We start from the raw sequence: 24,659 nt of genomic DNA, 5'->3' as shown, positions 1-24,659 counted from the left end.
GTGCCGGCATGGAATGCATACGGACTAAAAGACAAGCATGCCTATGGGACGAAATAGTGACCCTAGAATACTAGTGAATTGTTAATAAATTTCAGTGTGGAATGCATACGACCTAAAAGACTAGCCGTATGATAGGAAATGGAGCATCAAATAATCACAATAAAAGAAGAATCAATACGCTTAGCTAACCATCCACAGTCGCCAGATACCCGATAAAACGACCAAAATCAAAGCCGCAGGCGTCAGTACTTTCCAGCCCAGGTACATGAGTTGATCGACCCGGAGGCGAGGATAGGTCCAGCGTACCCAGATCTGAACCAGAATCAGTACGGCGGCTTTGGTCAGAATCCAGAACATCCCCGTACAATTTCCCCAGAAGGTGCCGGGCTGGCCGGAGGTCCAGTCGGCCAGTCGTACTGGACCGATGTTGGGTAAGGGCGTATTCCAGCTGCCTAGAAATAGCACGGCTCCGAGAATACTCACCAGCATCATCATGGCGTACTCACTCAGGAAAACCAGTGCCCAGCGAAAACCGGAATATTCCGTATGGAAACCGCCGACGAGCTCCGATTCCGCTTCGGGTAAATCGAAGGGAGCCCGGTTGCATTCGGCCAGTGAAGCAATAAAATAAATGATGAAAACAACGAAGAATAAAGGCATCCGAAAAATGTTCCAGCTCAGAAAACCACCGTTGGTGGTTACGTCCATTCCCCAGCTCTTGATACCCAGAAAATACACGGGTTCCGGGGAGTAAATGCCCTGCTGAAAGCTCATTTCCTGTAAATCCAGCGTCTGATTGATCATCACCACGCAGAGGATGGATAAACCCAGCGGAATTTCGTAACTGACAATCTGAGCAACCGAACGAATGGCTCCGAATAAGGAATACTTATTGTTGGAAGCCCAGCCCGCCATCAGAATACCCAATACATCCAGCGAAACGATGGCCAGTAACCAGAAAACACCCACCGACGTAGCCGAGCCAATCCAGTCGGGACTGAGCGGCAATACCGCATAGCCCAGATACGCAGCCAGGTAAATCAGGCAGGGAGCTACCAGATACAGCCAGCGATCGGCCAGTTTCGGAACAATATCTTCTTTCTGTAAAAGCTTCAGCAAATCGGCGAATAATTGCAGCAAGCCGTAGGGACCTACTTCGGTAGGGCCGAGCCGGTCCTGAATGAAGCCGGAAATTTTACGCTCGGCGTATACGCCCACGACTACCGTAGCCAGAGTAAGGGCAAGACAGATCAGTAATGCAGGAAGCAAAACGGTACAAATTTTGGGTGTACGGCGACCGGATGGGCCGCTTTCGTCCGCAAATCTACTTCCTCGCGTTCATTTAATATTTAGAATAAAACTAAAAAAGGCCACTTTCTTGCGAGAAGTGGCCTGCCAATGGAATCGGTAAAGCGAGGCCTTACTGTACTTTTTTGAATACAATTTCTTTGACGCCTCTGTTCAGGCCTTTCCAGACCATCAAGGGAGCCTTGGGTTGTACCTGAAAAGAAAAGTTGTCTCCGACAACGCCCAGGTCTTTTAACAATTTATCTTCTTCCTCAGGGATTCGAGTACCGTCTGGAAAGTTAAAGTCGAAAAGAAAGAAAGCCTGAGGTCCCTCCGAGCGAAAAAGATAGTCAGGGTTAACCAGTAAGCTAAAGTAAACCGGATAGGTTTTATTCTTCAGAGTAATGGTTCCTTCAAATTCGGGGTGCTTAGCTTGGACGGGCTTGTACCGGGCCCTGGTAGCCGGGTAGAGCTTGAGCGTGGCAAAATCTTTGAAAACCGTGTCTTTCCGGATGCCTAAGGGCTGGGCTCCGTAAAGTTTCGTTGCGTTGATGTGAACCTCCTGAAGTACCCAGGTACCGATCGCTTGCGGAGCGGTTTCCTTCATGATCTCCACCGTTCGTTTTTCAATATCAATTTTGGCCGGGACCTCTTCTCCAGGACGAGTTCCGTCTTCACCCTTTTTACACTGCGTCAACAGCAGGCAGGACAGGGCAAGCAGATATAATTTTTTCATGTACGTAGTGTTAGAAGGTCTACACCAGTTCCAAAGAACAGGCGGCTCAAAAATAGCCCAAAGCCACGTAGTGAAAGCAGGTCAATACTTAAGAAGTGTTAAATTAACAATTTGATAATGAAGGTACTGCGGGAAGTATTCCGTTCGAAAAGAGATCCGTTACCAAAAAAGGCCGTCTCTGCGAAGAAACGGCCTTTTCTAAAGATTGGCTCAGACTAAAACTCAGATGATTTCGGATACCGGGGGAAAGGAATCACATCCCGAATGTTGCCCATACCCGTTACGAACTGAATCAGTCGCTCGAAGCCCAGACCAAAGCCCGAGTGCGGAGCCGAACCGAAACGACGCGTATCCAGGAACCAGTCCATGCTTTCGGGTTCAATACCGACTTCTTTCATCCGGGCTACGAGTTTTTCCAGGTTGTCTTCCCGCTGGCTACCGCCGATCATCTCGCCGATACCGGGGAACAATACGTCCATGGCCCGTACCGTAGGTCCTTTGTCTTCGGGACGATCCACTTCCTGCTTCATGTAAAAGGCCTTGATTGCCCGGGGATAATGCGTCAGGATTACCGGTTTTTTGAAATGTTTTTCGACCAGATAACGCTCGTGCTCGCTTTGCAGGTCGATGCCCCATTCCACCGGATATTGGAATTTCTTCTCCTTGTGCGGTTTTGACTGAAGCAGGATCTCGATAGCCTGTGTATACGTCAGACGCTCGAAATCGTTATCGATGACAAACTGGAGTTTTTCCAGCAAGGGCATCGGGCTACGCTCGTTTTGGGGTTTGTTTTTCTCTTCTTCGAGTAAACGTTTTTCCAGGAAAGCCAGATCTTCGACACAGTTAGCGAGGGCGTACTTGATGACGTATTGAACGAAATCTTCCGCCAGATCCATGTTATCATACAGATCGAAGAAAGCCATTTCGGGCTCAATCATCCAGAACTCCGCCAGGTGACGTGTCGTGTTGGAGTTTTCGGCCCGGAAGGTCGGTCCAAACGTATAAATTTTACCCAGAGCCAGAGCGGCCAGCTCGCCTTCCAACTGACCCGATACCGTCAGATTGGTCTCTTTACCGAAGAAATCTTCTTTATAGTTGATCGAACCGTCCTCGTTCAGGGGCGGATTCTTGGGGTCAAGCGTTGATACGCGGAACATTTCACCGGCACCTTCGGCGTCAGAACCCGTGATGATGGGAGAGTTCCAGTAAAAAATCCGTTGTCGCTGAAAAACTTATGTACCGCAAAGGCCAGGGCATGCCGCACGCGGAATACCGCCGAAAACGTATTGGTACGGGGCCGTAAGTGAGCAATTTCCCGCAAAAATTCCAGCGAGTGACGTTTGGGTTGCAGCGGGTACGCGTCCGGATCAGCGGTACCGTATACCTCGATGGACGTAACTTTCAATTCTACCGTCTGGCCCGCTCCCTGCGAATCGACGAGAATACCCGTAGCAGCAATGGCGGCACCCGTGGTTACGAGTTTAAGAATATCTTCCGGAATCACGCCCGCCTCCGCTACGACCTGCAGGTTATTAATGGTCGAGCCGTCGTTCAGAGCAATAAAATTGACATTCTTGCTTTCCCGTTTGGTGCGAACCCATCCCTGAACCGTAAGCGTCTGATCCACAAAACCGTGGTGACGGAGGTAATCTTTAATTTGATATTTCATGATAAACTACGATGAGTGACGGCAGATCCGTCGATAGAATAGATTCGCGAAATTAGCTACTTCCGCGTACTCGCCGAAAAAAATCCGGAACACAACCAACCTTTCTGTAAAACCGGACCTCTTTTGTGCAGAAAATGCCCGTATGGACCACCTTCCTGACCTGATTCAAGCCTGTCTCCAGCACGATCGCATCGCCCAGCGGATGCTGTACGATCGGTATAAGAAACCTATGTACTCGCTGGCGTACCGCATGACGGGCGACTTTGATATGGCTCAGGATGTGTTACAGGAAGCGTTCATCGATATGTTCCGGCACCTATCGGATTTTCGGGGAGAGGCAACGTTCGGTCGCTGGTTCAAGACAATCGTGATTCGAAAAGCCTATCGCCACATTGAAAACCGCAAGCTCTGGAGTACGGAAATCCCGGAAGAACTGGTATCCGATACGGGATACGCGGGCGTGAGGCCGCTCACCTCGAAAAGGCTCTGCTGAGTTTACCGGAAGGTTGCCGAACCGTGTTTCTGATGATTGAAGTGGAGGGCTACTCGCACCGTGAAGTGGCGGAGGTGCTGGGCGTGACGGAAGGTACTTCCAAATCACAACTACACGCGGCCAAGCAGAAATTACGGAAACTATTACAATCACCCGCCTTACTCAGTTAAACGTATGGAATGGCCGGTATTACCCGAATATGAACCCGATGAACGGGTCTGGAATACCATTGAAAGTCGGCTTGACTACCAGCGGGAATTGCCCGAGTACGAGCCTGCCGAATTCTTATGGGAGCGTATAGAGCCTGCGTTACCGGGGAAAACGCGTCGCATCGGCTGGCAGATGGCTGCACTGGCCGCCGGTATTGTGCTGGTTTTGGGAATCACGCTCTGGTACCAGCCTCAGGAAACCCGCATTGCTGTACAAAGTGAGACGGCTCAGTGGATCGACTCGAAAAATACCAGTCTGGATCAACAGCAGAACCGACTGGAAACGCTGTGCGAAGTACAACAAGTTACTTGTCAGCAACCTGAAATTCAGATGATTCGTACGGAACTAACGGAATTAAAACAAGCCAGCGAGCGATTGCATGAGCAGGCGGGTCTGTACCACAATGATCCGCAGGTGGTGGCCTGGGAGACCCAACTGGACGAAAAGCGGGCCGAATTACTCAAACGCCTGGCCGAACTGATTTAACGCTATGAAATTAAGGCGATTACTAGGATTGATCGGACTTCTGGCCTGGCATGCTCAGGGGCAGACCACGCTTCAGGTAGCGACCCGAACGATTGAACAGCATTACGAATCCGTTCGTAATCTGACGATTACGGGCGAACGGGCCGATATTGACATTCGGGTCTGGGACAAGGAAACGATTCAAATCAACGTGAATCTTTCGGCTCGGCACCCCGACCGGGCGGTAGCTCGTAAGGAACTCGAATCACTTCAGTTTACGGGTGAAAAGTCCGGGAAGCGACTGTTTTTGAGAAACTTCCTGATTGCACCGGCTTCCGGGAAACTGACCTCTTCGTTCAAAACCAGTATGGTTATCTGGCTGCCCGCGAGGTGTCCGCTGGTGGTGAAACAAAATTTTGGTTCATTGAAAGTTACTGGACTACAGGCTGACTTTCAGGCTAGTACGGAGTTCTCCAAAATAAGTCTGAAAGCGATGCAGGGAGAGGTACAACTGGAAAGCCACTACGGTGATCTGGAAGCCAGTAATCTGTCGGGCAAAGTCAGGCTGAATACGGAGTATACCAATCTGAAACTAAGCGATGTCCAGGGAAGCTGTACCGTTCGTTCGCAGGGTGGGGAAGCCGAGATACGGGCTGATCGGCAACTGGTAAAGCTCGAAGTGAAAGCTCAGAAAACGAATATCCGCTTACTGAATCTCGAACAAACGCCTTTTACCTATCAATTGCAGGCCGAATACGGCCAGATTGAACTGCCCCGTAATGCCAACTTTACCTGGCAAACCAATACACCTACGCTACGCAAAGTGGTTTTACATGCCCGCAAAGGAGGGCTTATTGATGTTCAGACCACTTTCGCTACGATCAGCCTCCGTTAATTACGATGAAAAAACGTTTACTAACCCTCCTGTGGCTTGCCGTTACCCACGTTTTGTTTGCTCAGGATAGTACACAGGTAGCGTATACCGTAGACATTGATACTACTTCCGCTCCGAAACACCGGCTTCTGGATACGTATGGCGATGTATTTCAGACGCAGGTTCCGGCTCGCGGCATATTCAAGGTTATTGTTCCCTTGGGAACGGCTAAAACGGCTCTGGATCCCCAGATGATTGTTCCGAAGGGCTTTAACAATACTTTTCAGGAACGAGTAGGGTTAGTAAGAATTGGGTACGAGCGAAAACTGGCACCAGAATGGTCAATCAATGCGGAAGTAGCCATCCCACCGGGTGTAGGTCTGTATCTAATAAATTCCGCTCGATTCATGCTTCAGCCCCGCTGGTATTACCGCATGAACGAGCGAATCCGAACGGGAAAGAGCGTGAACAATGTATCGGAAAATTATATCGGTCTTTCGCTGGAATCCACCTTCCTCTTTAAACTGGATTCTTACTACGGATCGTCGCAGGGGGGATACAGCAATCAGGACATCGCTCTGGTGTACGGAATTCAGCGACGCTTCAAAAAACGGGGGCTGGTTGATTTTTCACTGCGTGGCGGAATCAGCATCGACCGGATTCGCAATCCCCTCAGCCTAAGTTCCAACAATGCCAGACCCATCACCTGGTTCATTGAAACCAGAACATTGATTGGGCTGGGTTTTACGAAATTCTCTCAGCCTTCTTCTTCCCAGTGCGAAATTTTGCATTGTTTCGAACCCGTTCGCTCCTTGTGGAAGCTGGATCTGAATAATCCTATTCGTGTGTCCAATGAGGGCAGTTTCGTGCGTACAACGATGGCTTACGAACGGAAACTTGGCGAAAGTCCTTTTTCCGTGCAGGCCGAATTAGGAGCCTATGGGCGTACGTTTCGCTATCACCTGCCTTCTTCCCAGCCCTTACTAACGCAGGGAAGCGGGGCGAACGACAAACAGTTTCAGGCAGACCTGGCTCTGGAAAGTCGTTACTATTATAACCTAAATAAGCGAATCCGGCGGGGGAAACAGTCGGATAACTTATCGGGTAACTTCCTGACCCTAGGTATGCAGCGGGAGCACTGGCTGGGACGCGTCCGTAACTACGGAGCGGGAATAGAGAAGGGCGTAGTAGTGGAATGGAAGCAACGCTCCACGTATAATCAACATTTTACAGACGCTTATCTGGCCTGGGGTCTGCAACGACGGCTATTTACCAATGGCTTTCTGGAACTGAAAACCGGGTTGAAAGTACCGCTGACCACTTACGCATCCAATCAGGAAAGGTACGTATCTACGACGTCAGGGGGTGCACTAGAGCGAGTGGAAACGAATCATCGACTGTACGCTCAACGTCAGAAGATGGCCCCCGGAAGTGTTCACTTCTTCTTCGATCTAAAAATCGGTCTGGCCTGGGCCAAACGCAAATGACCCCTTTTAATTCCTTCACGCCGCTATGAAAAAACTGGTATCCCTTCTGCTATTATGGATGTGCGTACATCCGCTCCTGGCTCAGGATAGTACACTGGTTGTACAGTTTTCAACCGAAATCGATACCTTGATAAGGTCTAGGAAGCGTTTACTGGATACCTACGGTGACGTTTTCCAGACGCAGGTACCCGTTCGGAGCGTATTCAAAATCATGGTGCCTTTTGGCTTGCCTAAGTATCTGGTTCCGGCTCAATTGAATGTTCCCAAAGCTTTTCACATGAACGCGGCTCGGCAGATTACGGATATTTTGCGTTTAGGCTACGAACGAAAAATACGGGCCGATTGGTCCATCAACGCAGAAGTGGCCATCGCTCAGTCTGAGGCCAGTTCCGTATTGTATCCGTATAATGTGCGGTTACTGGTTCAACCCCGCTGGTATTACCGAATGGGGCAGCGAATACAGGAAGGGAAGAGCGTAGCTAATGTTTCCGATAACTATCTGGGGGTATCGCTGGAAACGACCTGGAACGTGCTGGCCGATGATGTCTGGTTAAATAATACGCAGGGACTCGGCTTTGCTTCTCAGGAACTAAGTCTGGTCTATGGCTTGCAACGGCGTTTTCAAAAACATGGCTTTGCCGATTTTTCCATTCGGGCCGGAGTCATTCATGAACGGTTTCCACGAGATGTCCTCTATCAGGGTTTTGATACGCCTTTCGAAAAGCAATGGAGCTGGTTTATCGAAACCCGTACATTGGGAGGCTTTGCTCTAACCAGGAATTCTCAGACTACTTCTTCCCAGTGCGAAATATTAAACTGTTTTGAACCGGTTCGTTCCTTATTGAAAGTTGATTTGAACAACCCCATTCGCCTATCTTCTACGGGGCACAACGTAAGAGGCTCCATGGCGTACGAACGTAAACTGGGTAAGAGTCCCTTTTCAATTCAGGCGGAATTGAGCGTACATGCCCGTTTATTTTCCCGAAACTAACGTTTTATGAAACGCCCGGCTGGCTGGATACCGTACGTGACGTGTTAGGCGAAAAACTTCGGTACCGAAACGGGTTGATACAGGCAAGCTTGTCCCTGGAATCCCGCTATTACTACAACATGAACAAACGCATCCGGCAGGGAAAACAGGGCGATAATCTTTCTGGTAATTTCCTTCATCTGGGGATATCTACAGAACATTTACAAGAGCGAACCAAAGGCTTCGAACCGGCAATGCTGGTAGCCAATCAGAAAGGTAGTGGAACATACACCAGAGATATTTCAGTAACCTTTGCCGATCTATACGTAGGGTGGGGCATGCAGCGACGCTTATTTACCAACGGTTACTGGGAGCTGAAAACGGGGTTACGATTGCCTTTCTACGATCGAAAAGAAAATCGTCTTAAACAACGGCAAGTCTATCGTTCGATGGAAGTAAAAGAGCTGGTTTCGCAAAGCACTTCTGTGCCTTATAGTCGGAAAGAATTGGATTTTACTACGCTTTACCCTTATGGTTTTGTTGATCTGAAAATCGGTCTCGCCTGGGCCAAACGCAAGTAAATCATTCCGCCTCTGTCCAACCCTTTCGCCGCTGTTATGAAAAAGCTTCTACTTCTCTTACTACTGGGAACGTGTATAAACCCGCTTTTTGCTCAGAATTCTACGCAAACCGTTCAGTTTACCACGGAGATGGATACGGTAGGAAGCACGAAGAAGAAACTGCTGGATACCTACGGAGACGTTTTCCAGACGCAGGTACCCGTCCGGAGCGTATTCAAAATCATGGTGCCGGTTGATTTGCTGCGTACGCTGAACGGTGCCCAGATGAGTATTCCCCGGCAAAGTGGACAGAGTCCGATTCAGCAGTTATCCGATATAGTTCGGGTAGGCTATGAACAAAAACTCAGTACGGCCTGGTCGATCAATGCCGAAGCAGCATTGACCTGGAATAGTACCCGAGGCATTTCGTACAATCGGGGTGAACGTGGTGGCTTGTACTCAACCCTTTATCCACTTAATTTGCGGGTACTGCTGCAACCTCGCTGGTATTATCGCATGAATCGACGTATCCGGGAAGGAAAAAGCGTAAATAACGTTTCAGATAACTACCTGGGACTGTCGCTGGAACGCCAGATACCGATTCCAACGCAGTCACCTACTAGGCCCCGTGCTTTCAGACCTCCGCATACCCAGGAAGTGGCTCTGGTGTATGGCTTGCAGCGACGGTTTGGTAAACGCGGATTCGCTGATTTTACCATTCGGGCTGGAGTGGCGTCCAGTCAGCTGTACAGTCGCTATTTACGGGCCAGTAGCTGGGAACCTTTCATTGAAACCCGTTCGCTGATAGGTTTTGCTTTTGCGGGCCAGTCGCAAGCGATTTCTTCCCGTTGTGAACTGTTTCACTGCTTTGAACCCGTTCGTTCCATCTGGAAACTGGATTTAAATAATCCCATTCGCTGGTCGCCTAATGCTGGTCACCTGCGTACGACGGTTGCGTATGAGTACAAACTCGGAGCCTCGCCCTTTTCCGTACAAGGGGAGTTGAGCATTTATGGAAAATACCAGCAACTCGAACGCACGTACAACGGGGACTATCCGTATACTTTTCATGATCGTTTGTTACAGGGAAGCGTGGCTCTGGAGTCCCGGTACTACTATAACTTAAAATCACGTATTATTCGGGGGAAGCAGTCGGATAACCTGTCGGGAAGTTTTATTACGCTGGGTATTTCAAGTGAACGCTTGGGCAATCGAATTGAACAACGGGAGGGGCATTTACGAGAGGGTGAAAAAAGAGTCTCAAGTAATCACCACATCCGCCAGACCTTGCGTGATGGGTACCTGGCCTGGGGTACGCAACGTCGCCTGTTTTCCAATGGTTTTTTCGAACTGAAAGCCGGTGTTCGCCTGCCGCTGTCTACTTACGCCCATAATACCTACCAGGAAAAACGCTGGTATCAATCCGGGGAACAGGAAGAAGTAAGTCGTCATTCGAACGAGGTGTACCACGAGCGGGCTTACTCGATTCGTTCCAAGGCCTACGGCTTCGTGGATCTGAAGGTTGGACTGGCCTGGGCTAAACGCAAGTAGTAATTGTAAGAATTGGATTAAATTATCAGGAACGCCGGGGCTTGCGGGGGCCTGCGTTTTGGTGAAGGCTTTTTCGGTACTTACTTTTGTTAGTATTGATCATCACTAGCTCTTAACCAATTTTGAAGACAGGTCTGGCCCGCTTACTTTCGTTTGTACTGCACCCTTTGCTCATTCCGACCGTATTGTGTGGAATCCTTTTCTACACGGCACCGTTCACCGTTGCTAATCTGGAAAGTTTTAATGGACAGGAAACCATCGACTTTTTCGGCGTAAAGCTCAGTTTCAGGTTTGGCCTGTTGCTCCTGGTCTTTTTCTTTACGTTCCTGATTCCCGGATATTTACTGTACGTGTTATATCGACTACGAATCATTCGCAGCCTGACGATGGAGCGGCTCGAAGATCGGCGGGGACCGTACCTGATCATTGTCCTGCTGTATACGATTTTTTCCTTTGCTTCTTTCCGCTATCTGGTCCTGTTGCCTCAACTGACAGTGGTGATGGCCAGTGTTACATTTTCCGTTTCCTGCGTATCATTCATTAGTCTATACTGGCAAATTTCCGCTCATGCTACTGGAATGGGTGGCGTTATCGGAGGACTGATTGCCCTTACGGCTCGTTTCGGTACAACCTCTTTACTGGCTCCGCTGGTCATATTCATTGTATTGACGGGCCTGGTGATGAGTGCCCGCCTGCAACTCAATGCTCATACCCCGCGGCAAATTCTGGCGGGCTTACTGCTGGGAGCGTTCATCTGCGGAACTACCTTTTATACCTTCTGGCAACTCGATCTGGTCTAAATGCAAAAAGCCATCCCCGATCAAAAGGATGGCTACAATGCCGGTCATAAAGCACAGGCGTGCTTTAACGTGCAAACTATTGTTGCTCGCTTTCCTGCATCTTCTGGCGGTAAGCTGCCTTGATGACTTGGTGACGGCGAGTGATTGACGGCTTCGTAAACGCCATACGTGAACGGAGTTCACGCATTACGCCCGTTTTCTCGAATTTCTTCTTGAAACGTTTGAGGGCCTTGTCAATGCTTTCGTTTTCTTTAACTTGAACGATAATCATGTGTGTTATTCGGCAATTTGAAAGGTTCAACTCCAAAACAGGATTGCAAATATACGGTTCTATTTTATATTTTCAAGAGTTTATTGGCAACTTTGGCGAACAATTGCGATTCGGAAAAGTATATCTTTCGAATTGTTGTATGATCTGTGTCGTCCCACAGGCTCCTTTTCCAGAGCTTACCGCTTTTTATCATGACTCGTCTTGCCATTATTGATCTGGGTACCAATACCTTTCAACTGCTGATTGCCGAAACGCAGGCGGCCGGTTTTACTGTTTTGCATGACTCCAGCATGCCCGCCAAAATTGGCGAAGGAGGAATTTCTTCGGGAAAAATTACCGAAGCCGCCATAGATCGGGCCGTGGCTGTACTGCGGGAATTCCGTCAGATTACCAACCAGTACGACATCGCTCCCGAAAAAATCGTAGCCCTGGGTACGAGTGCGGTTCGCAATGCCGCTAATCAGGAAGAATTCTGCGAACGGGTGCTGAATGCTACGGGCATTACCGTAACCATTATACCGGGTGAAGAGGAAGCCAGTCTGATCTACGAAGGAGTGAAGGCCGGTACCGTACTGAATGAGCAAACCTCACTCATTGTGGATATTGGCGGCGGCAGCGTCGAATTCATTCTTTGTAACGCCAAAAAAGTTTTCTGGAAACAGAGCTTCGAAATCGGTGGGCAACGGCTGATGGACCGTTTTCAGCAAGCCGACCCCATTCTGCCCGATTCAATCAGTAAACTTTACGAATACCTGGAGCAACAGCTAGTACCCCTTACCAACGCGGTGCACCAATACGAGCCGAAAGAAATCATTGGTTCAGCGGGGACGTTTGAAACGTTGATTGATATAGAATCCATGCAGAGTACGGGTCATTGGCCGGATCCGGAACAGGTAAGTTTTGAGTTGCCGATGGCTTCATTCATCGACTCCTACGAAAAATTCCTGACGCTTGATCGGGACGCTCGTTTGCAGATTCCTGGGATGAAAGAATACCGTGTAGACATGATTGTCGTAGCATCCTGTCTGATTGCTTTTCTGTTACGCAAGTATCAACTCAAGCAAATTCGGGTTTCGCTGTACGCCATGAAAGAGGGCATGTTGTCACGAATGAGCCAGGGGCAGTAAGCATTCGTTAAAAAAACTGAATGCGGTACGAATCGCCCGCGTTTTGCGTATCTTTCTTACACAAGGTGGGTTTTCCGGAACAACTACAAACCGGGTTTAACCGGAAATACCCCTTGAATCTCCCAAACCTTGAACGGATTGAAGGATTATTTTCAGAATGAAAAGACGACGTGTGATTAAGGGTTTAGCAGCCATGCCGCTGTGGTTCATTACGGATAGACAGGATCCCGTCAAACGGTATCCGGTGGAGAAAACGGAAGCGGAGTGGAAGCGTTTGTTAACTCCGGAGCAATATTTTGTAACCCGTCAGAAAGGTACGGAACGGGCCTTTTCGGGGAAGTACTGGAATAATCGGGAGAAAGGAACCTATCGCTGCATCTGCTGCGGAGTCGAGCTTTTCAGAACGGACGCTCAGTTTGATACCGGCAGCGGCTGGCCGACGTTTTCCCGGGGCGTCAATTCCCGTAATCTGGAAGAAAGTACCGATACGAGTTACGGAATGGTACGCAAAGAGATTGCCTGCAGTCGCTGCGGGGCTCACCTGGGGCATTTAACCAACGACGGTCCGGCACCGGGCAAGTCGAAGTACACAATTAATTCAGCTGCTCTGACCTTTGAAAAAGGAAGATGAGGCTGAAGACCGACTTCCCTCAGAGTCGGTCTTTTTGTACTAATTTTAGATGAAGCCTTACGGATTAAATATAGTATTATAGGCTGTAGCCGAAAGATTATTTGGTATACATTTTGACTTCTTACAGGATATTTGTTAAGTTTCCCATTCTGTAGATGAATACTACTAAAGCTGGCCTTTTTTTCCTGCGTTTAAAAATATTGATTAACACTTATGCAGTTTTCTTACGATGACTACCAGATCGAAGGGTTTTATGATGAAATGTTCGACGCCCAGGGAAAGGTGCGGCTAGGATACGACGCCTTCAAACAACGTAGTGAACAGCTCAGTATGGAAGAAATGACGCGTCGTCATCAGGCCGCTGAGCGGGCTCTGATGGCGATGGGCATTACGTTCAACGTATATTCCGAAAATGAAGGAACCGAGCGGATCATGCCGGTAGACATCATTCCGCGTATCATTCCGAGTCAGGACTGGGATAAGCTTGAAAAAGGCCTCATCCAGCGAATCAAGGCTATTAATTTGTTCATCGACGATGTCTATAATGAACAGCGAATCCTGAATGATGGCGTTGTGCCCCGGGATTTGATTGAATCTTCCAAGAGCTTTCTTAAAGCCTGTATTGGACTAAAACCGCCCAAGGGTATCTGGTGCCATATTACCGGTACCGATCTTATCAAGGGGGATGACGGTGAATACATGGTGCTGGAAGACAACCTTCGCTGTCCCTCGGGGGTATCGTACATGCTCGAAAACCGGGAATTACTTAAGCAGACCTTTCCGGAAGTATTTGCCCGTACCGATGTGCGGCCCGTATCCGACTACCCCAGCCGTTTGTTGCAGATGCTGCAACATATCTCCGGGCGTCCCGATCCAACGGTATGCGTTCTAACGCCTGGAATTTATAATTCGGCGTACTTCGAACATTCCTACCTGGCCCAGCAAATGGGGGTGGAGCTGGTGGATGCCCGCGACCTGGTCGTACACGATGGATACGTGAAAATGCGAACCACCAAGGGCTTTCAGGTCGTCGATGTGATTTATCGGCGTATCGATGATACTTTCCTGGATCCTCATGCGTTTAATCCGGATTCGCTGATTGGCATTCCGGGCATTTTCGATGCGTACAAGAAAGGTCGCGTAGCTCTGGCCAATGCTCCGGGTACGGGCGTCGCCGACGATAAAGTAATTTACGCCTACGTACCTCGCATCATCAAGTACTATCTCGACGAAGAACCGATCATTCCGAACGTGCGTACCTACATCTGCCGGGAAGAAGAAGACCGTAAATACGTGCTGGAGAACATTGAACAACTCGTGGTGAAAGAAGCGAATGAGGCGGGTGGCTACGGGATGCTGATCGGGCCCAAGGCGACGAAGGAGGAGCACGAACTGTTCCGGCAGAAAATCATGGCTAATCCGCGTAATTACATTGCTCAACCCACGATTTCCCTCTCGCGGGTACCTTGTCTGATCGACGGAGCCATCGAGGGTCGCCACGTTGATTTGCGTCCGTATATCCTGTATGGCGATGAAATTAACGTAATTCCCGGAGGCCTGACGCGGGTAGCTCTTAACAAAGGCTCCCTCGTGGTAAACTCCTCACAGGGGGGCGGCAGTAAGGATACTTGGGTGATGTGGTAAAAGGATTTTCAGATACGAACCTTTACCTGTGCACATAAGCTCATACAACCTTTTGGGGATGCTGCGAGGCGAAAATACGGTGAGGGCCTTACTCCATTACATCAGGCAAAGCTTATTTCGAATAAACTTTCACCGTAGTTTTAAAAGCAAACTACGGTGAAAGTAACGTATAGCAGAATGCATCAAAACGTTCGAAGGAAGCTCCGAACGCTCTACGAAAGCTTTTCAGTGGCCCGGGAACTGCTTCCAGGTTACTTTAGTTGAGTACTAACCCTGCAAGGATTACCCGGCTAATACAGGCGTCATTTACAAGAACTTAACGTTTGTCAGGCGGGTAGGTTCTCTTTACGCTTTTGCGGAGTCAGCTTTAATGAGTAAATTTACTGGTAGATACTAAAGCGTTTGTGCCGCCCACATAAACATGCCCACAATTACTTCTATACTTCATCGGATTACATGGCCTGTTTTACGGGCACATGTTCCTTCTCAGCCAATCCCCTTTTTTAGACAAGTACCTGATGCAATGCCATTTCAGATTGTGGAATGGTTTTATAGCTTGTGGATCGTTCTGCTTCGTATAGATTCGGGAAAAATTCCGAACACCGGTACGCCTGACGTATCGTTCCGTTTGTCTTATACCAGATAGCACTCATTTACCACACCATTGATTAGACTCAGATGCGGTTGAAATTCTGGATATTGTTGATGTTGGGCGGAGGGATCCTGATTGAAATTCTGATTGGTATTAACGGGCACCGTACCATCCGGCGGCTCGTCATTACCAACAACTGGATTACCCATACCCACGTCATTCTGGAAAAAGCCGAGCAAATTGATACGCGTTTAACGCATATCGACAACGACTTACGCGGGCATATCCTGAGCGGTAATCCCTACTTTCTGGCCGATTTTAACCGAAATGCCCGCGAACTGATTGATCAGTCAAAAGACCTCAACGACTTTGCCAAAACCGTCGATCAGCAGCAAAGAATCCGGGAGCTAAATCAGAAATTACAGCATAAACTCACGCTGGGTCGGAAGCTTTTTCTGCAGGCTCAAATCGAAAACGGAACGACCCGACTGGATTCCGGTCGCGTGTATCTTGATCAGACCTATGAAATCAGAAACCTGCTGGTTCAGATTCAGGAGGATGAGCAAACCTCACTTGCTCATCGGGTCGAAGAAAGCGAACGCTCGGCTAATGAGGCTCTGCTTAGTATCATCATCGGTACACTGGTAGCCGTAGTGATCATTCTGGGAGCGGTGTATCTGCTGATCCGACTGCTGCAAAGCCGTACGAATCTTAATATGGAATTACAGGCCAATGAAAAACGGCTTCGCGAAATTCTGGATGCCGTCCCGGCGGCGGTGGTGGTGTATGACGAAGCCGGGAAGGTTTATTATACCAATCAGGTAACCCGAACACTTCTGAAACAGCACTCGGAGTTCAATTCGTACGAAGATCTGCTGAATACGCTGCCCGTGTTCCAGTTTCCTGCCGGAACGCCGTATCCCACCGAAAAAAGACCCTACTGGAAAGCCCGCAAAGGCCAGCCTGCACAGATTGATGATCTGGAACTACGAATTGGCGACGAGCGTACCCTGTTACTCAGTTCGGCAGTACCCATTTTCGATCTGGAGCAGCATCTGCAATATGTAGTGTCCAGTTACGTCGATATTACCGACCGCCTGTTATCGCATTCCCGCCTCAATGAAGCCAAGGAACTGGCTGAAAAAGCGGCGTTGATGAAGGAAAATTTCCTGGCCAATATGAGCCACGAAATCCGTACGCCGCTGAACTCCATCATCGGCTTTACGAACCTGCTGGAAACCACGCCGCTGACGACCGAGCAGAATGAATACCTGAAAGCGGTAAATACAGCCAGCCGTAACCTCCTTACCATCGTCAATGATATTCTGGATATTTCGAAAATTGAAGCAGGAATGCTACAATTTGAAAAAATTCCGTTCAGTATCATTTCGCTGGTTCAGTCAATCAGGATCATGTTGCAGCCAGCTGCCCTGGACAAACAGCTTGAACTTGACGTAAAACTCGATCAGACGCTACCGCCGGTTGTCCTGGGAGATCCGACGCGTTTAACCCAAATTTTGCTGAATCTGGCTTCCAATGCCATTAAATTCACCGAAAAAGGTCGCATTGAAATCAACATTCGCTGCAAGCAAATCGAAGACCAGCACGTATGGGTGGTTTTATCGGTGAAAGATTCGGGCATTGGTATTGCGGCGGACGTACTACCGCATATTTTCGAACGATTCCGTCAGGAAAGCTCGTTCACCACGCGGCAATACGGCGGTTCCGGACTGGGCCTGAATATTGTCAATTCGCTGGTAGACATGCAGGGCGGTCGGATTGAAGTGGAAAGTACGCCGGGTCGGGGATCACTTTTTACCGTTGAAATTCCCTACGAAATTGCTGAACCTGCCTCGCTGGAAGATTTCGGCTCTTATCATTCCGCGTCGTACGATGGGTTGAAAAAAATATCCGTGTTGGTAGTCGAGGATAACCCCATGAATCAGAAACTGGCAACGGCTGTACTTGGCCGCATGGGCTACTCGGCCGAAATTGCTGAGAACGGCGTGAAAGCCTTGAAAAAGCTCCGGGCAAAGAGCTATGATCTGATTTTGATGGATATTCAGATGCCGGAAATGGATGGGTACGAAACCACACGTCAGATTCGTAATGTGCTGCAAATAGATGTCCCGATTGTAGCCATGACCGCTCACGCCCTGGTGGGTGAACGCGAGCACTGTCTGCAGGTCGGCATGAATGACTTCATCTCCAAACCTTTTCAAATGAGTGATTTATACAAGGTCGTCCGTAAACAATTACAAGTACAAACACCCGCATTTATTCCCGCCACAACTGAAATGAATAGCCAAACCAATGCAATGACAATAAATCTGGATTACCTGCACGAAGTAACGGGCGGCGATCATGAATCGATGGCCGACTTATTGACGGTTTTCCTGGAAGAAACGCCCGTACAGCTTAAACGAATGAGCGAAGCTTTACAACAACAGGACATTGTTGAAGTAGGAAAAATTGCTCACGCTCTGAAATCGCCCGTACAAATGATTGGAGTCACCGAAGTCGTTCCTGCTTTCATAAAACTACAGGAGCTGGCTGCTAAAAACGGTGATTTATTTACGGTACAGACCATTGTTACAGAGGTCATCCAGCGAATGGAAACCCTGTTGCCCGTGGTCGAAGAAGCCCGCAAAGAGTTCTTACCAACGGTGTAAACAGGGTCTGGACCAGCGTTTTCAGGTTTGTTCATGACAGGGAGTAACTCCAGGGTTACTCCTGCCATCCCCAATGCCTGATTACTTACTGGTGCGGGGAGGCGAACGAATGGATTTACAGGTTTTCTTCGGTAACAGCGGTACAATAATGGACTCATATATAGGGCGATACGCTGGGGATACCCGAAAACGAATAGGGGCTCTACGAATTCAGCCATGGGCGGGTCAAACTACATTTAATTGATCGGTGAATGCAGCTTCGGGTATTCGAAAAGGCCTCGTATCCGTTAGAGCGGGTAGGTTGGCCTGCCACAAAATTTCACCTTCATTGGCTCCCAAAGACATCTTCCCGCATCACGTACGGACGAATGACAACAGTATTTCCAGAGGATTGATACGGCCTTTCTTTCAATGATGATTGCACTGACGTCGGTGCAATTCGACATATAATGTCTAGGTTCGCAGTTATGTTACAAGCGTACATCGTGGATGGATTACGGCTTCCCACCGGAAAGGCCCAGGGCTACTACAAAAATGTACTCCCTGAGCAACTCATGGCGGAGGTCTTGCGGGACTTTCGACGCAGGTATTCCAACCTGGCTTTTGATGAATTGATCGTTGGAAATGCCCTCGGTACGGGAGGCAACATGGCTCGCTATGCGTTACTGGAAGCCGGTTTTTCACCCGATATTCCAGCGACTACCCTTGATCTGCAATGTGGAGCAGGCTTGCGGGCTCTGGTAGCGGCCGAAGCTCAATTGAAAAGCGGGATGGCTCAGAGTATACTGGCGGGGGGAATGGAAAGTAATAGCCTGGCTCCCCGGCGCAGTATCAGCCCCGCGACCCCCGGTACATCGACGCTGAGACCTTCTATACGCAGGCCACGTTTGCTCCGGCCTCGTATGGGGAAGCCAGCCTAAGGCAGGCGGCCCAAACGGTGGCAGAAAACTACGGACTTTCCAAAGAAGAACTGATGCGTTGGACGGTACGAAGCCATCAGAAAGCGGAGCAGGCCATCGAAATTTTAAGAGAAATTCGAGTTCCATACGGGGCTATCACGGAAGACCAGCCGCTGCGAAAAGCCTTTTCGTACGACAGTCTGATCCGTACTCAATCCCCGCTATTAATCGACCATACCAATACCGCTCACCTGCACGATGGAGCCGCGGGTATTTTCCTGGTAAATGATACCTTACGGGCTGAGTATGAGCCCCGATTCAGACTGGTTGCCTCGGCTATGGCCGGGGGCTTACCTACGCTGGCTCCGGCGGGTGTCATCTGGGCAACGGAAAAGTTACTGCGGCAAACAGGCCTGTCCATTCAGGATATTGACCTGTTTGAAATCAACGAATCCTTTGCGGTCAAACCACTGGCCTTCCTCATGCACTGGGGGATTTCTGAAGAAAAAGTAAATATATTTGGCGGAAATTTGGCGTACGGACATCCCTTTGGGGCTTCCGGAGTGATTAATACCATTCACCTGATGCGAGCCCTGGCTCATACTCAGCAAAGGTTTGGCCTGGTAACGGTAGGCGTCGCGGGTGGTTTGGGTATCGCCCTTTTGATTGAACATCTGAATTCGTGATTCTCCAGAAAATTCTTCATACGGCCGGAAAATTTCCGGATAAAACGGCACTGCAATACGGTCGCCGGAGCTATACGTATGCCGAATTAATCACGGAGATTCAGACCCGGGCCGGAGCGTACCAAGCCGGTATTTCGCAAGCAACGGTTATCCTGGCTCAGACCGACGCTCTGGAAAACCTGCTTGATCTGCTGGCCTGCATGGCTTTGAAAAAGGCCGTATTGTTCGCTTCCTCGCAACTGACGAGCGAGCAGATCGAGGGTCTGCGGCAACGCGAAAACGCCTATCTGTTGCAGCAGGCCTGGCCGAAATCTGAAGAAAGCTTACGAGCGGAAATTCAGCCGACTACGCTTACTGATCGATTTCTGGGGGTACTCACATCCGGAACCGAATCCGTACCCAAAGTAATCTGGAAAGATTACCAGAGCTGGGTAACGGCCTTTCCGCACCAGAGTGATGTATTCGGCATTACGGCGGATGATCGGCTGCTGGTACTGGATGCTCTGAGCTATTCGGCGAACCTCAACAGCGTACTGCACCTGCTCTGGCAGGGAGCAACCAGCGTACTGACGTCATTGAAATCGGCGGGGAGCTGGGTGCAGCAAATGCGGGACGAGCGAATCACATCGGTATTCATGGTGCCTTCGCACTACCGTTTGTGGGCACGCCCGGGCGTATCGCTGCCGCTGCTTCGCTCGCTGGTGAGTGCGGGGGAAAAACTGGAAAAGTCGCTGGCCGAAACGCTGCTTCAGGTCAGTCCGCAGGCCCTGTTAACCGAATACTACGGAGCGGCGGAGCTGGGACACATTAGTTACCAGCAAAACGAAGAGATCCTTCAGCACCAGTTTTCCGTAGGGAAGGCATTCCCGGGCGTACGTATCCACATTGTTGACCAACGCATCCGGGTTGAAAGTCCGTACGTATCACCCGATTATCGGGGGATCAATACGGTGTTTGACCTGGGTCTGATGGACGACGACCGGCTGGTACTGATGGGCCGGGCTGGACGGATGTTTAACCGCCGGGGACTAAACATCTTTGCCGAAGAAATTGAAAACCGGGCCAAGGAACTCCGCTTTGTTCAGGAAGTAGCTGTAGTAGGGTTGCTTCGGGAGGACCTTTCGCACGAAATTTATCTGGTTTTTTCGGCGACGTATCCGGGCCAGAACTCCGTTCCGTATACCCGTCAGCTCAAGGATCACCTCTTGCAGTCCCTGCCCCCGGCTAAACAACCCCGTCGCATCCTCGAATGGCGTAATCTTCCCCGAAAGGATCACGGAAAGATTGATTACCAGGCCATCGTACGCACCCTGGCCGACGAAGATTCTCCCGAAATGCTTGCCTTGCCGGCTTAAGGTCGGCTACTGTTCCATCGACTCAAGTACGAAGTCCATGGGAAAATTTTCCTTCTTCTTCATTCAAACTCCGTCCGTGAGGTAGGATTCACCGTAGCTGGTTGCAATCCATCGAATACCGCTGTGCGTACGGAGAAGCTAATGTATTGTATGATACGTATATTTATAGGCGTTACTTTTTTAGTTCCTTTTCTTTCCCAGGCTCAGGATAGTACGAAAACCGTTGGTTTATCCGAAGTAACGGTTACAGCCAATTTACAATCAACCGAAATTCGCAAAACTGCCCGTAACGTCACCGTCATTACGGCTCAGGATATTGAAAAAGCTCCGGTGAAGACACTCGATGGTATTTTGCAGTACGCTCTTAACGTGGACGTACGTTCGCGGGCCCCGCTGGGCGTACAGGCCGATGTGAGTATTCGCGGGGGTAATTTTGATCAAACGCTGATTCTGGTCGATGGTATCAAGATGAACGACCCGCAAACGGGCCACCATTCGCTGAATTTGCCCTTTCCCTTATCGACGATTGAGAAAATTGAGATTTTGCAGGGCGGAGCTTCGCGGGTATTTGGGCCAAGTGCGTTTTCCGGCGTAATCAACATTATCACGAAGAAAAATCAGCCGAGCCAGGTCAATGTGGGGCTGGCCGGGGGAGAATATGGGTTGTACCAGCTGAATACGTCGGTGGGACTAACTACCGAGAAACAATCCACGCTGGTGGCCGCTGAGAAAATTCACAGTGATGGGTACGCTCACAATACCGCTTTCGACCGCCACAACCTGTACGGACGGACGGCTTTGTCGCTGAATAAAACAACGCTGGCCCTGCAGGGGGGCTTCATGGATAATCAGTTTGGAGCCTCTAACTTTTATCATCCCAAGTTTTACAACCAGTACGAACAGGTCAAGCAGTATTTTGTAGTCGCTCAGGCTGACCGGCAACTCACTCGCCAGTGGTACTCAAATCTGACCGGTTCCTGGCGGCGGCATTTTGATTTGTATGACTTTGATAACTACCGCGAAACCAAACCCGCTTCGGTAAACTTCCACCAGACCAACGTTTACAACATCGAATGGCGGAACCGCTGGACCCATGCCTGGGGCACTACGTCCTTCGGAGCCGAGTGGCGGCGGGAGAGTATCATCAGTAATCGCCTGGGGGATGCTCTGGCTAAGCCCAAAGCTGTACCCGCTTTCTTCGGCCAGAAGTACACCTTCGGTAAAGACCGCGATAACGTAAACGTGTATCTGGAGCACCTCAAACGCTGGGAACGTCTGACCTTGGTCGCGGGTACGCTGTTTAACCTGAATTCACAGTTTGGCAACGAATGGTATCCGGGGGTCGATCTTTCCTATACCCTAACGGACCGCGTGAATGTATACGCCAGTGCCAACCGGGCAGTACGGTATCCGACGTTTACGGAAATGTACCTGAATTCTTCCACGGTAATCGCCGATCCGAACGTACAGCCCGAAAAAGCCTGGAGTTACGAAGTGGGTACCAAGCGTTTTACGGCTGTGGATCAACTGACGCTTTCGGCGTTTTACCGGCAGAGCAGTACGGCTATCGATAAAATCAAACGCCCTGATCAGGCCGTGCCGCGGATTGAGAATATTCGCAACCTGAATACTTTCGGCGTGGAAATGGCGTACGCGTTGCAGATGAGCCAGGTAGTGAACAAGCCCGATTACTGGCTGCAGCGACTAACCTTTAACTACGCGTACATCTCGGCGGATCAAAAGCAGATCAACTTCCAGTCTTTTTACACACTTAACTATTTGCGGCACAAGCTAAGCCTGGGTGCGAATGTTCGACTGGCTAAAAACCTTACGCTGGATGCCTGGTACACGCTCAAAAAACGCGAAGGCGACTATCAGTGGGATGCCAGTACGCCGCCGCAGCCCTACGCAACGATTCATCTGGTCGATACGCGATTGTCCTGGACGCAACCCAAGTTCCGGCTTTTTGCCGACGTAAATAACCTGATTAATCAGACGTATTACGAACATGGCTTCGTCCAGCAACCCGGTCGCTGGTTCACCGGCGGAATAGCCCTGACCTTGTAAAAAGAGATTTTGAAGTAAAAGGCTGGTAGCACTACCAGCCTTTTTTTGGCTTTATGGCTACCGTTGGTGAACATATAAAAACCGTTTGCTAAAAAAGAGAGACGATATAAAGTAAAAATTGTATACGTTTCTTGCTCGTTACGAGATAATTCCGCTATCTTTGTTCAAAAGGTATACGAATTGACTAAAAAAATGGATAATACTTCTGCTCAAGAGCTGACGCAAAATGATTTTTTTGCCCGGAATCTGGTTCAGCTACGTAGCCGATTGGAAGGACGCGTATCCCAACAACGGCTGGCGGATGAATTAGGACTGAAGAAATCGACCTGGGCGGCATACGAGTCCGGTCGGGCAGAACCCCGCTACGGTGATCTGATTAAAGTTGCTGACTTTTTTCAGGTAAGCGTAGATGACATCCTCCGAAAGGATTTAAGTAAGGAGCCCCTGAACATGCCTAAAATTCCTGAGCTGCGGGTACTGGCCACAACCGTGGATCCCCAGGATCAGGAAAACGTAGAGTTTGTACACGTGAAGGCTCTGGGTGGTTATGCTGAGGGATATGGCGACATCGACTTCATTGGTAAACTCCCCACGTTTCACTTGCCTTTTCTGGCTCGTGATCGTAAATACCGGGCTTTCCCCTACGAAGGTGAATCAATGCCTCCCTTGCGGGATGGTGCGGTGGTATTCGGTGAATACATCGAAAGTTGGGAAAGCGTGAAGAACGGCAGTATTTGCCTGGTAGTAACAAAGAATGAAGGGGTAGTGCTGAAAATGGTTTATAACTACCTGGCCGAAACGGGCGTACTGGTGCTGAAGTCACTCAACGAACGTTTTGCTCCGTATCCGGTCCGTCGGGAAGACATTAAAGAATTGTGGCGATTTGCCGGGTTTTTCGAGAACAAATTTCCGGCTTGAGTTTTGTAGGGACAGTGAATAATTTTTTTAACTAAATGTCTTTATTTTTTGTATAAAACTAAATTTATGTTTTATATTTGTACAAAAGATATAGACTTAAGGAAGTCGCAAATTAATCACTGTTCCTATGAATTCATCCCTTTCAACTGATACGGTGCAGTTGGGTCAGCCCGCTCAGAAACTCAAGTCTTATGAAATTGAACGCGTAGACGAAGAAACGGGTGCTCTGGTTACGGAAAGTAAATTTCTGTATCTGGAAGGTCACCCGCGGGAATACCGTTTCAATGGTCAGAATGGACAATTCAATTTATACGGCGAACGCATCCTGACCGATTCCATTGGCAAGCCAATTACGGAATTTTCGTTTCAGCCGATTGCTTACCGGATTTTTGAGGATACGTTATTTACGCGAAGCGAACGAGAAGTGTGGGCGGAGTTTTTCTTTATCGATGCCGATCATTGCGTAGCGTCTCTGATGTTCAACAATACGTCGGTATCGGAGCTGTATCGGATGATGCAACCCGTTTTTTACGAAAGAAAAACGCTTTGTGATCTGATTATCACCATCAAACCCGAAAAGGTGACCAGTAAAATGGACTCAGGAAAATCCTGGTACATTGCTCGGTTTTCGTATCGGTCCGGTGAAATCGAGAACGTACGTCAGTATCGTGACTTTGCCCGTGACCATCATTTAT

General features: G+C 49.2%; 22 protein-coding genes and 1 pseudogene. 19 read left to right on the top strand and 4 right to left on the bottom strand.

The genetic code is table 11. The annotated features are described in order from the left end of the window. Window positions 1-180 precede the first annotated feature (180 nt). From BWI93_RS11735 to asnS, 3 genes and pseudogenes are all read right to left on the bottom strand, one after another. Complete coding sequence (locus BWI93_RS11735) at window positions 181-1,269, bottom strand: complex I subunit 1 family protein (protein ID WP_094811486.1); 1,089 nt, start codon at window positions 1,267-1,269, stop codon at window positions 181-183. Window positions 1,270-1,420: 151 nt separating this feature from the next. Continuing rightward, on the bottom strand, window positions 1,421-2,023 hold the full coding sequence (locus BWI93_RS11730) for a hypothetical protein (RefSeq protein ID WP_094811483.1): 603 nt from the start codon (window positions 2,021-2,023) through the stop codon (window positions 1,421-1,423). A gap of 215 nt (window positions 2,024-2,238) precedes the next feature. Continuing rightward, window positions 2,239-3,692 (bottom strand): annotated as a pseudogene (asnS, locus tag BWI93_RS11725) (asparagine--tRNA ligase). Window positions 3,693-3,834: 142 nt separating this feature from the next. Here asnS and BWI93_RS11720 point away from each other — a divergent pair. From BWI93_RS11720 to BWI93_RS11685, 9 genes are all read left to right on the top strand, one after another. Then, the gene (locus tag BWI93_RS11720) at window positions 3,835-4,185 is read left to right on the top strand and encodes an RNA polymerase sigma factor (RefSeq protein WP_255157810.1); all 351 of its coding nucleotides are present in this window, start codon (window positions 3,835-3,837) and stop codon (window positions 4,183-4,185) included. Window positions 4,186-4,217: 32 nt separating this feature from the next. Continuing rightward, a complete protein-coding gene (locus BWI93_RS28715; protein WP_255157809.1) occupies window positions 4,218-4,355 on the top strand; it encodes an RNA polymerase sigma factor in 138 nt (45 codons plus the stop codon). 4 nt (window positions 4,356-4,359) lie between these two features. Then, the gene (locus BWI93_RS11715; protein ID WP_094811481.1) at window positions 4,360-4,881 is read left to right on the top strand and encodes a hypothetical protein; all 522 of its coding nucleotides are present in this window, start codon (window positions 4,360-4,362) and stop codon (window positions 4,879-4,881) included. 4 nt (window positions 4,882-4,885) lie between these two features. Then, a complete protein-coding gene (locus BWI93_RS11710; protein ID WP_094811479.1) occupies window positions 4,886-5,755 on the top strand; it encodes a DUF4097 family beta strand repeat-containing protein in 870 nt (289 codons plus the stop codon). A gap of 5 nt (window positions 5,756-5,760) precedes the next feature. Further along, a complete protein-coding gene (locus BWI93_RS11705; protein WP_094811477.1) occupies window positions 5,761-7,221 on the top strand; it encodes a hypothetical protein in 1,461 nt (486 codons plus the stop codon). Between the two features lie 25 nt (window positions 7,222-7,246). Further along, window positions 7,247-8,212, top strand: a complete 966-nt coding sequence (locus BWI93_RS11700; protein ID WP_094811475.1) for a hypothetical protein — start codon at window positions 7,247-7,249, stop codon at window positions 8,210-8,212. 89 nt (window positions 8,213-8,301) lie between these two features. After that, window positions 8,302-8,772, top strand: coding sequence for a hypothetical protein (locus tag BWI93_RS11695; protein ID WP_141217441.1), 471 nt, complete (start codon window positions 8,302-8,304; stop codon window positions 8,770-8,772). Window positions 8,773-8,808: 36 nt separating this feature from the next. Further along, window positions 8,809-10,302: a hypothetical protein gene (locus BWI93_RS11690; protein ID WP_094811471.1), complete on the top strand. Its 1,494-nt coding sequence runs from the start codon at window positions 8,809-8,811 to the stop codon at window positions 10,300-10,302. 122 nt (window positions 10,303-10,424) lie between these two features. Then, the gene (locus tag BWI93_RS11685) at window positions 10,425-11,102 is read left to right on the top strand and encodes a phosphatase PAP2 family protein (protein WP_094811469.1); all 678 of its coding nucleotides are present in this window, start codon (window positions 10,425-10,427) and stop codon (window positions 11,100-11,102) included. 76 nt (window positions 11,103-11,178) lie between these two features. Here the strand turns inward: BWI93_RS11685 and rpsU are convergent, their stop codons facing one another. Next, the gene (rpsU, locus tag BWI93_RS11680) at window positions 11,179-11,373 is read right to left on the bottom strand and encodes a 30S ribosomal protein S21 (protein WP_094811467.1); all 195 of its coding nucleotides are present in this window, start codon (window positions 11,371-11,373) and stop codon (window positions 11,179-11,181) included. 191 nt (window positions 11,374-11,564) lie between these two features. Here rpsU and BWI93_RS11675 point away from each other — a divergent pair, with 191 nt between their 5' ends. From BWI93_RS11675 to BWI93_RS11630, 10 genes are all read left to right on the top strand, one after another. Continuing rightward, on the top strand, window positions 11,565-12,500 hold the full coding sequence (locus BWI93_RS11675) for a phosphatase (RefSeq protein WP_094811465.1): 936 nt from the start codon (window positions 11,565-11,567) through the stop codon (window positions 12,498-12,500). 157 nt (window positions 12,501-12,657) lie between these two features. After that, window positions 12,658-13,131 carry a peptide-methionine (R)-S-oxide reductase MsrB gene (msrB, locus tag BWI93_RS11670; RefSeq protein WP_094811463.1) on the top strand — a complete coding sequence of 158 codons (474 nt, stop codon included), beginning with the start codon at window positions 12,658-12,660 and terminating at the stop codon, window positions 13,129-13,131. Window positions 13,132-13,344: 213 nt separating this feature from the next. Then, window positions 13,345-14,775 carry a circularly permuted type 2 ATP-grasp protein gene (locus BWI93_RS11665; RefSeq protein ID WP_094811461.1) on the top strand — a complete coding sequence of 477 codons (1,431 nt, stop codon included), beginning with the start codon at window positions 13,345-13,347 and terminating at the stop codon, window positions 14,773-14,775. Window positions 14,776-15,453: 678 nt separating this feature from the next. Beyond that, on the top strand, window positions 15,454-18,039 hold the full coding sequence (locus tag BWI93_RS11660) for a response regulator (protein ID WP_094811459.1): 2,586 nt from the start codon (window positions 15,454-15,456) through the stop codon (window positions 18,037-18,039). 467 nt (window positions 18,040-18,506) lie between these two features. Further along, the gene (locus BWI93_RS11655; RefSeq protein WP_176454202.1) at window positions 18,507-18,959 is read left to right on the top strand and encodes a hypothetical protein; all 453 of its coding nucleotides are present in this window, start codon (window positions 18,507-18,509) and stop codon (window positions 18,957-18,959) included. A gap of 17 nt (window positions 18,960-18,976) precedes the next feature. After that, entirely contained in the window at window positions 18,977-19,624 is a 648-nt protein-coding gene (locus BWI93_RS11650; RefSeq protein WP_094811455.1) for a hypothetical protein, read from the top strand. Continuing rightward, entirely contained in the window at window positions 19,621-20,979 is a 1,359-nt protein-coding gene (locus BWI93_RS11645) for an AMP-binding protein (RefSeq protein ID WP_094811453.1), read from the top strand. Before BWI93_RS11650 ends, BWI93_RS11645 begins: the two co-directional genes overlap by 4 nt. Before the next feature lie 150 nt (window positions 20,980-21,129). Next, window positions 21,130-23,046, top strand: a complete 1,917-nt coding sequence (locus tag BWI93_RS11640) for a TonB-dependent siderophore receptor (RefSeq protein WP_176454201.1) — start codon at window positions 21,130-21,132, stop codon at window positions 23,044-23,046. Window positions 23,047-23,238: 192 nt separating this feature from the next. Then, complete coding sequence (locus BWI93_RS11635) at window positions 23,239-23,964, top strand: helix-turn-helix transcriptional regulator (RefSeq protein ID WP_094811449.1); 726 nt, start codon at window positions 23,239-23,241, stop codon at window positions 23,962-23,964. Window positions 23,965-24,091: 127 nt separating this feature from the next. Continuing rightward, a partial coding sequence (locus BWI93_RS11630; protein WP_094811447.1) for a hypothetical protein occupies window positions 24,092-24,659 on the top strand: 568 nt, incomplete at its 3' end.

The organism is Siphonobacter sp. BAB-5385 (assembly GCF_002261125.1).
In the GTDB taxonomy this organism is placed as follows: domain Bacteria; phylum Bacteroidota; class Bacteroidia; order Cytophagales; family Spirosomataceae; genus Siphonobacter.
Note: the sequence above shows the minus strand (reverse complement) of the source record. Positions and strands in the feature narration are given on the sequence as shown.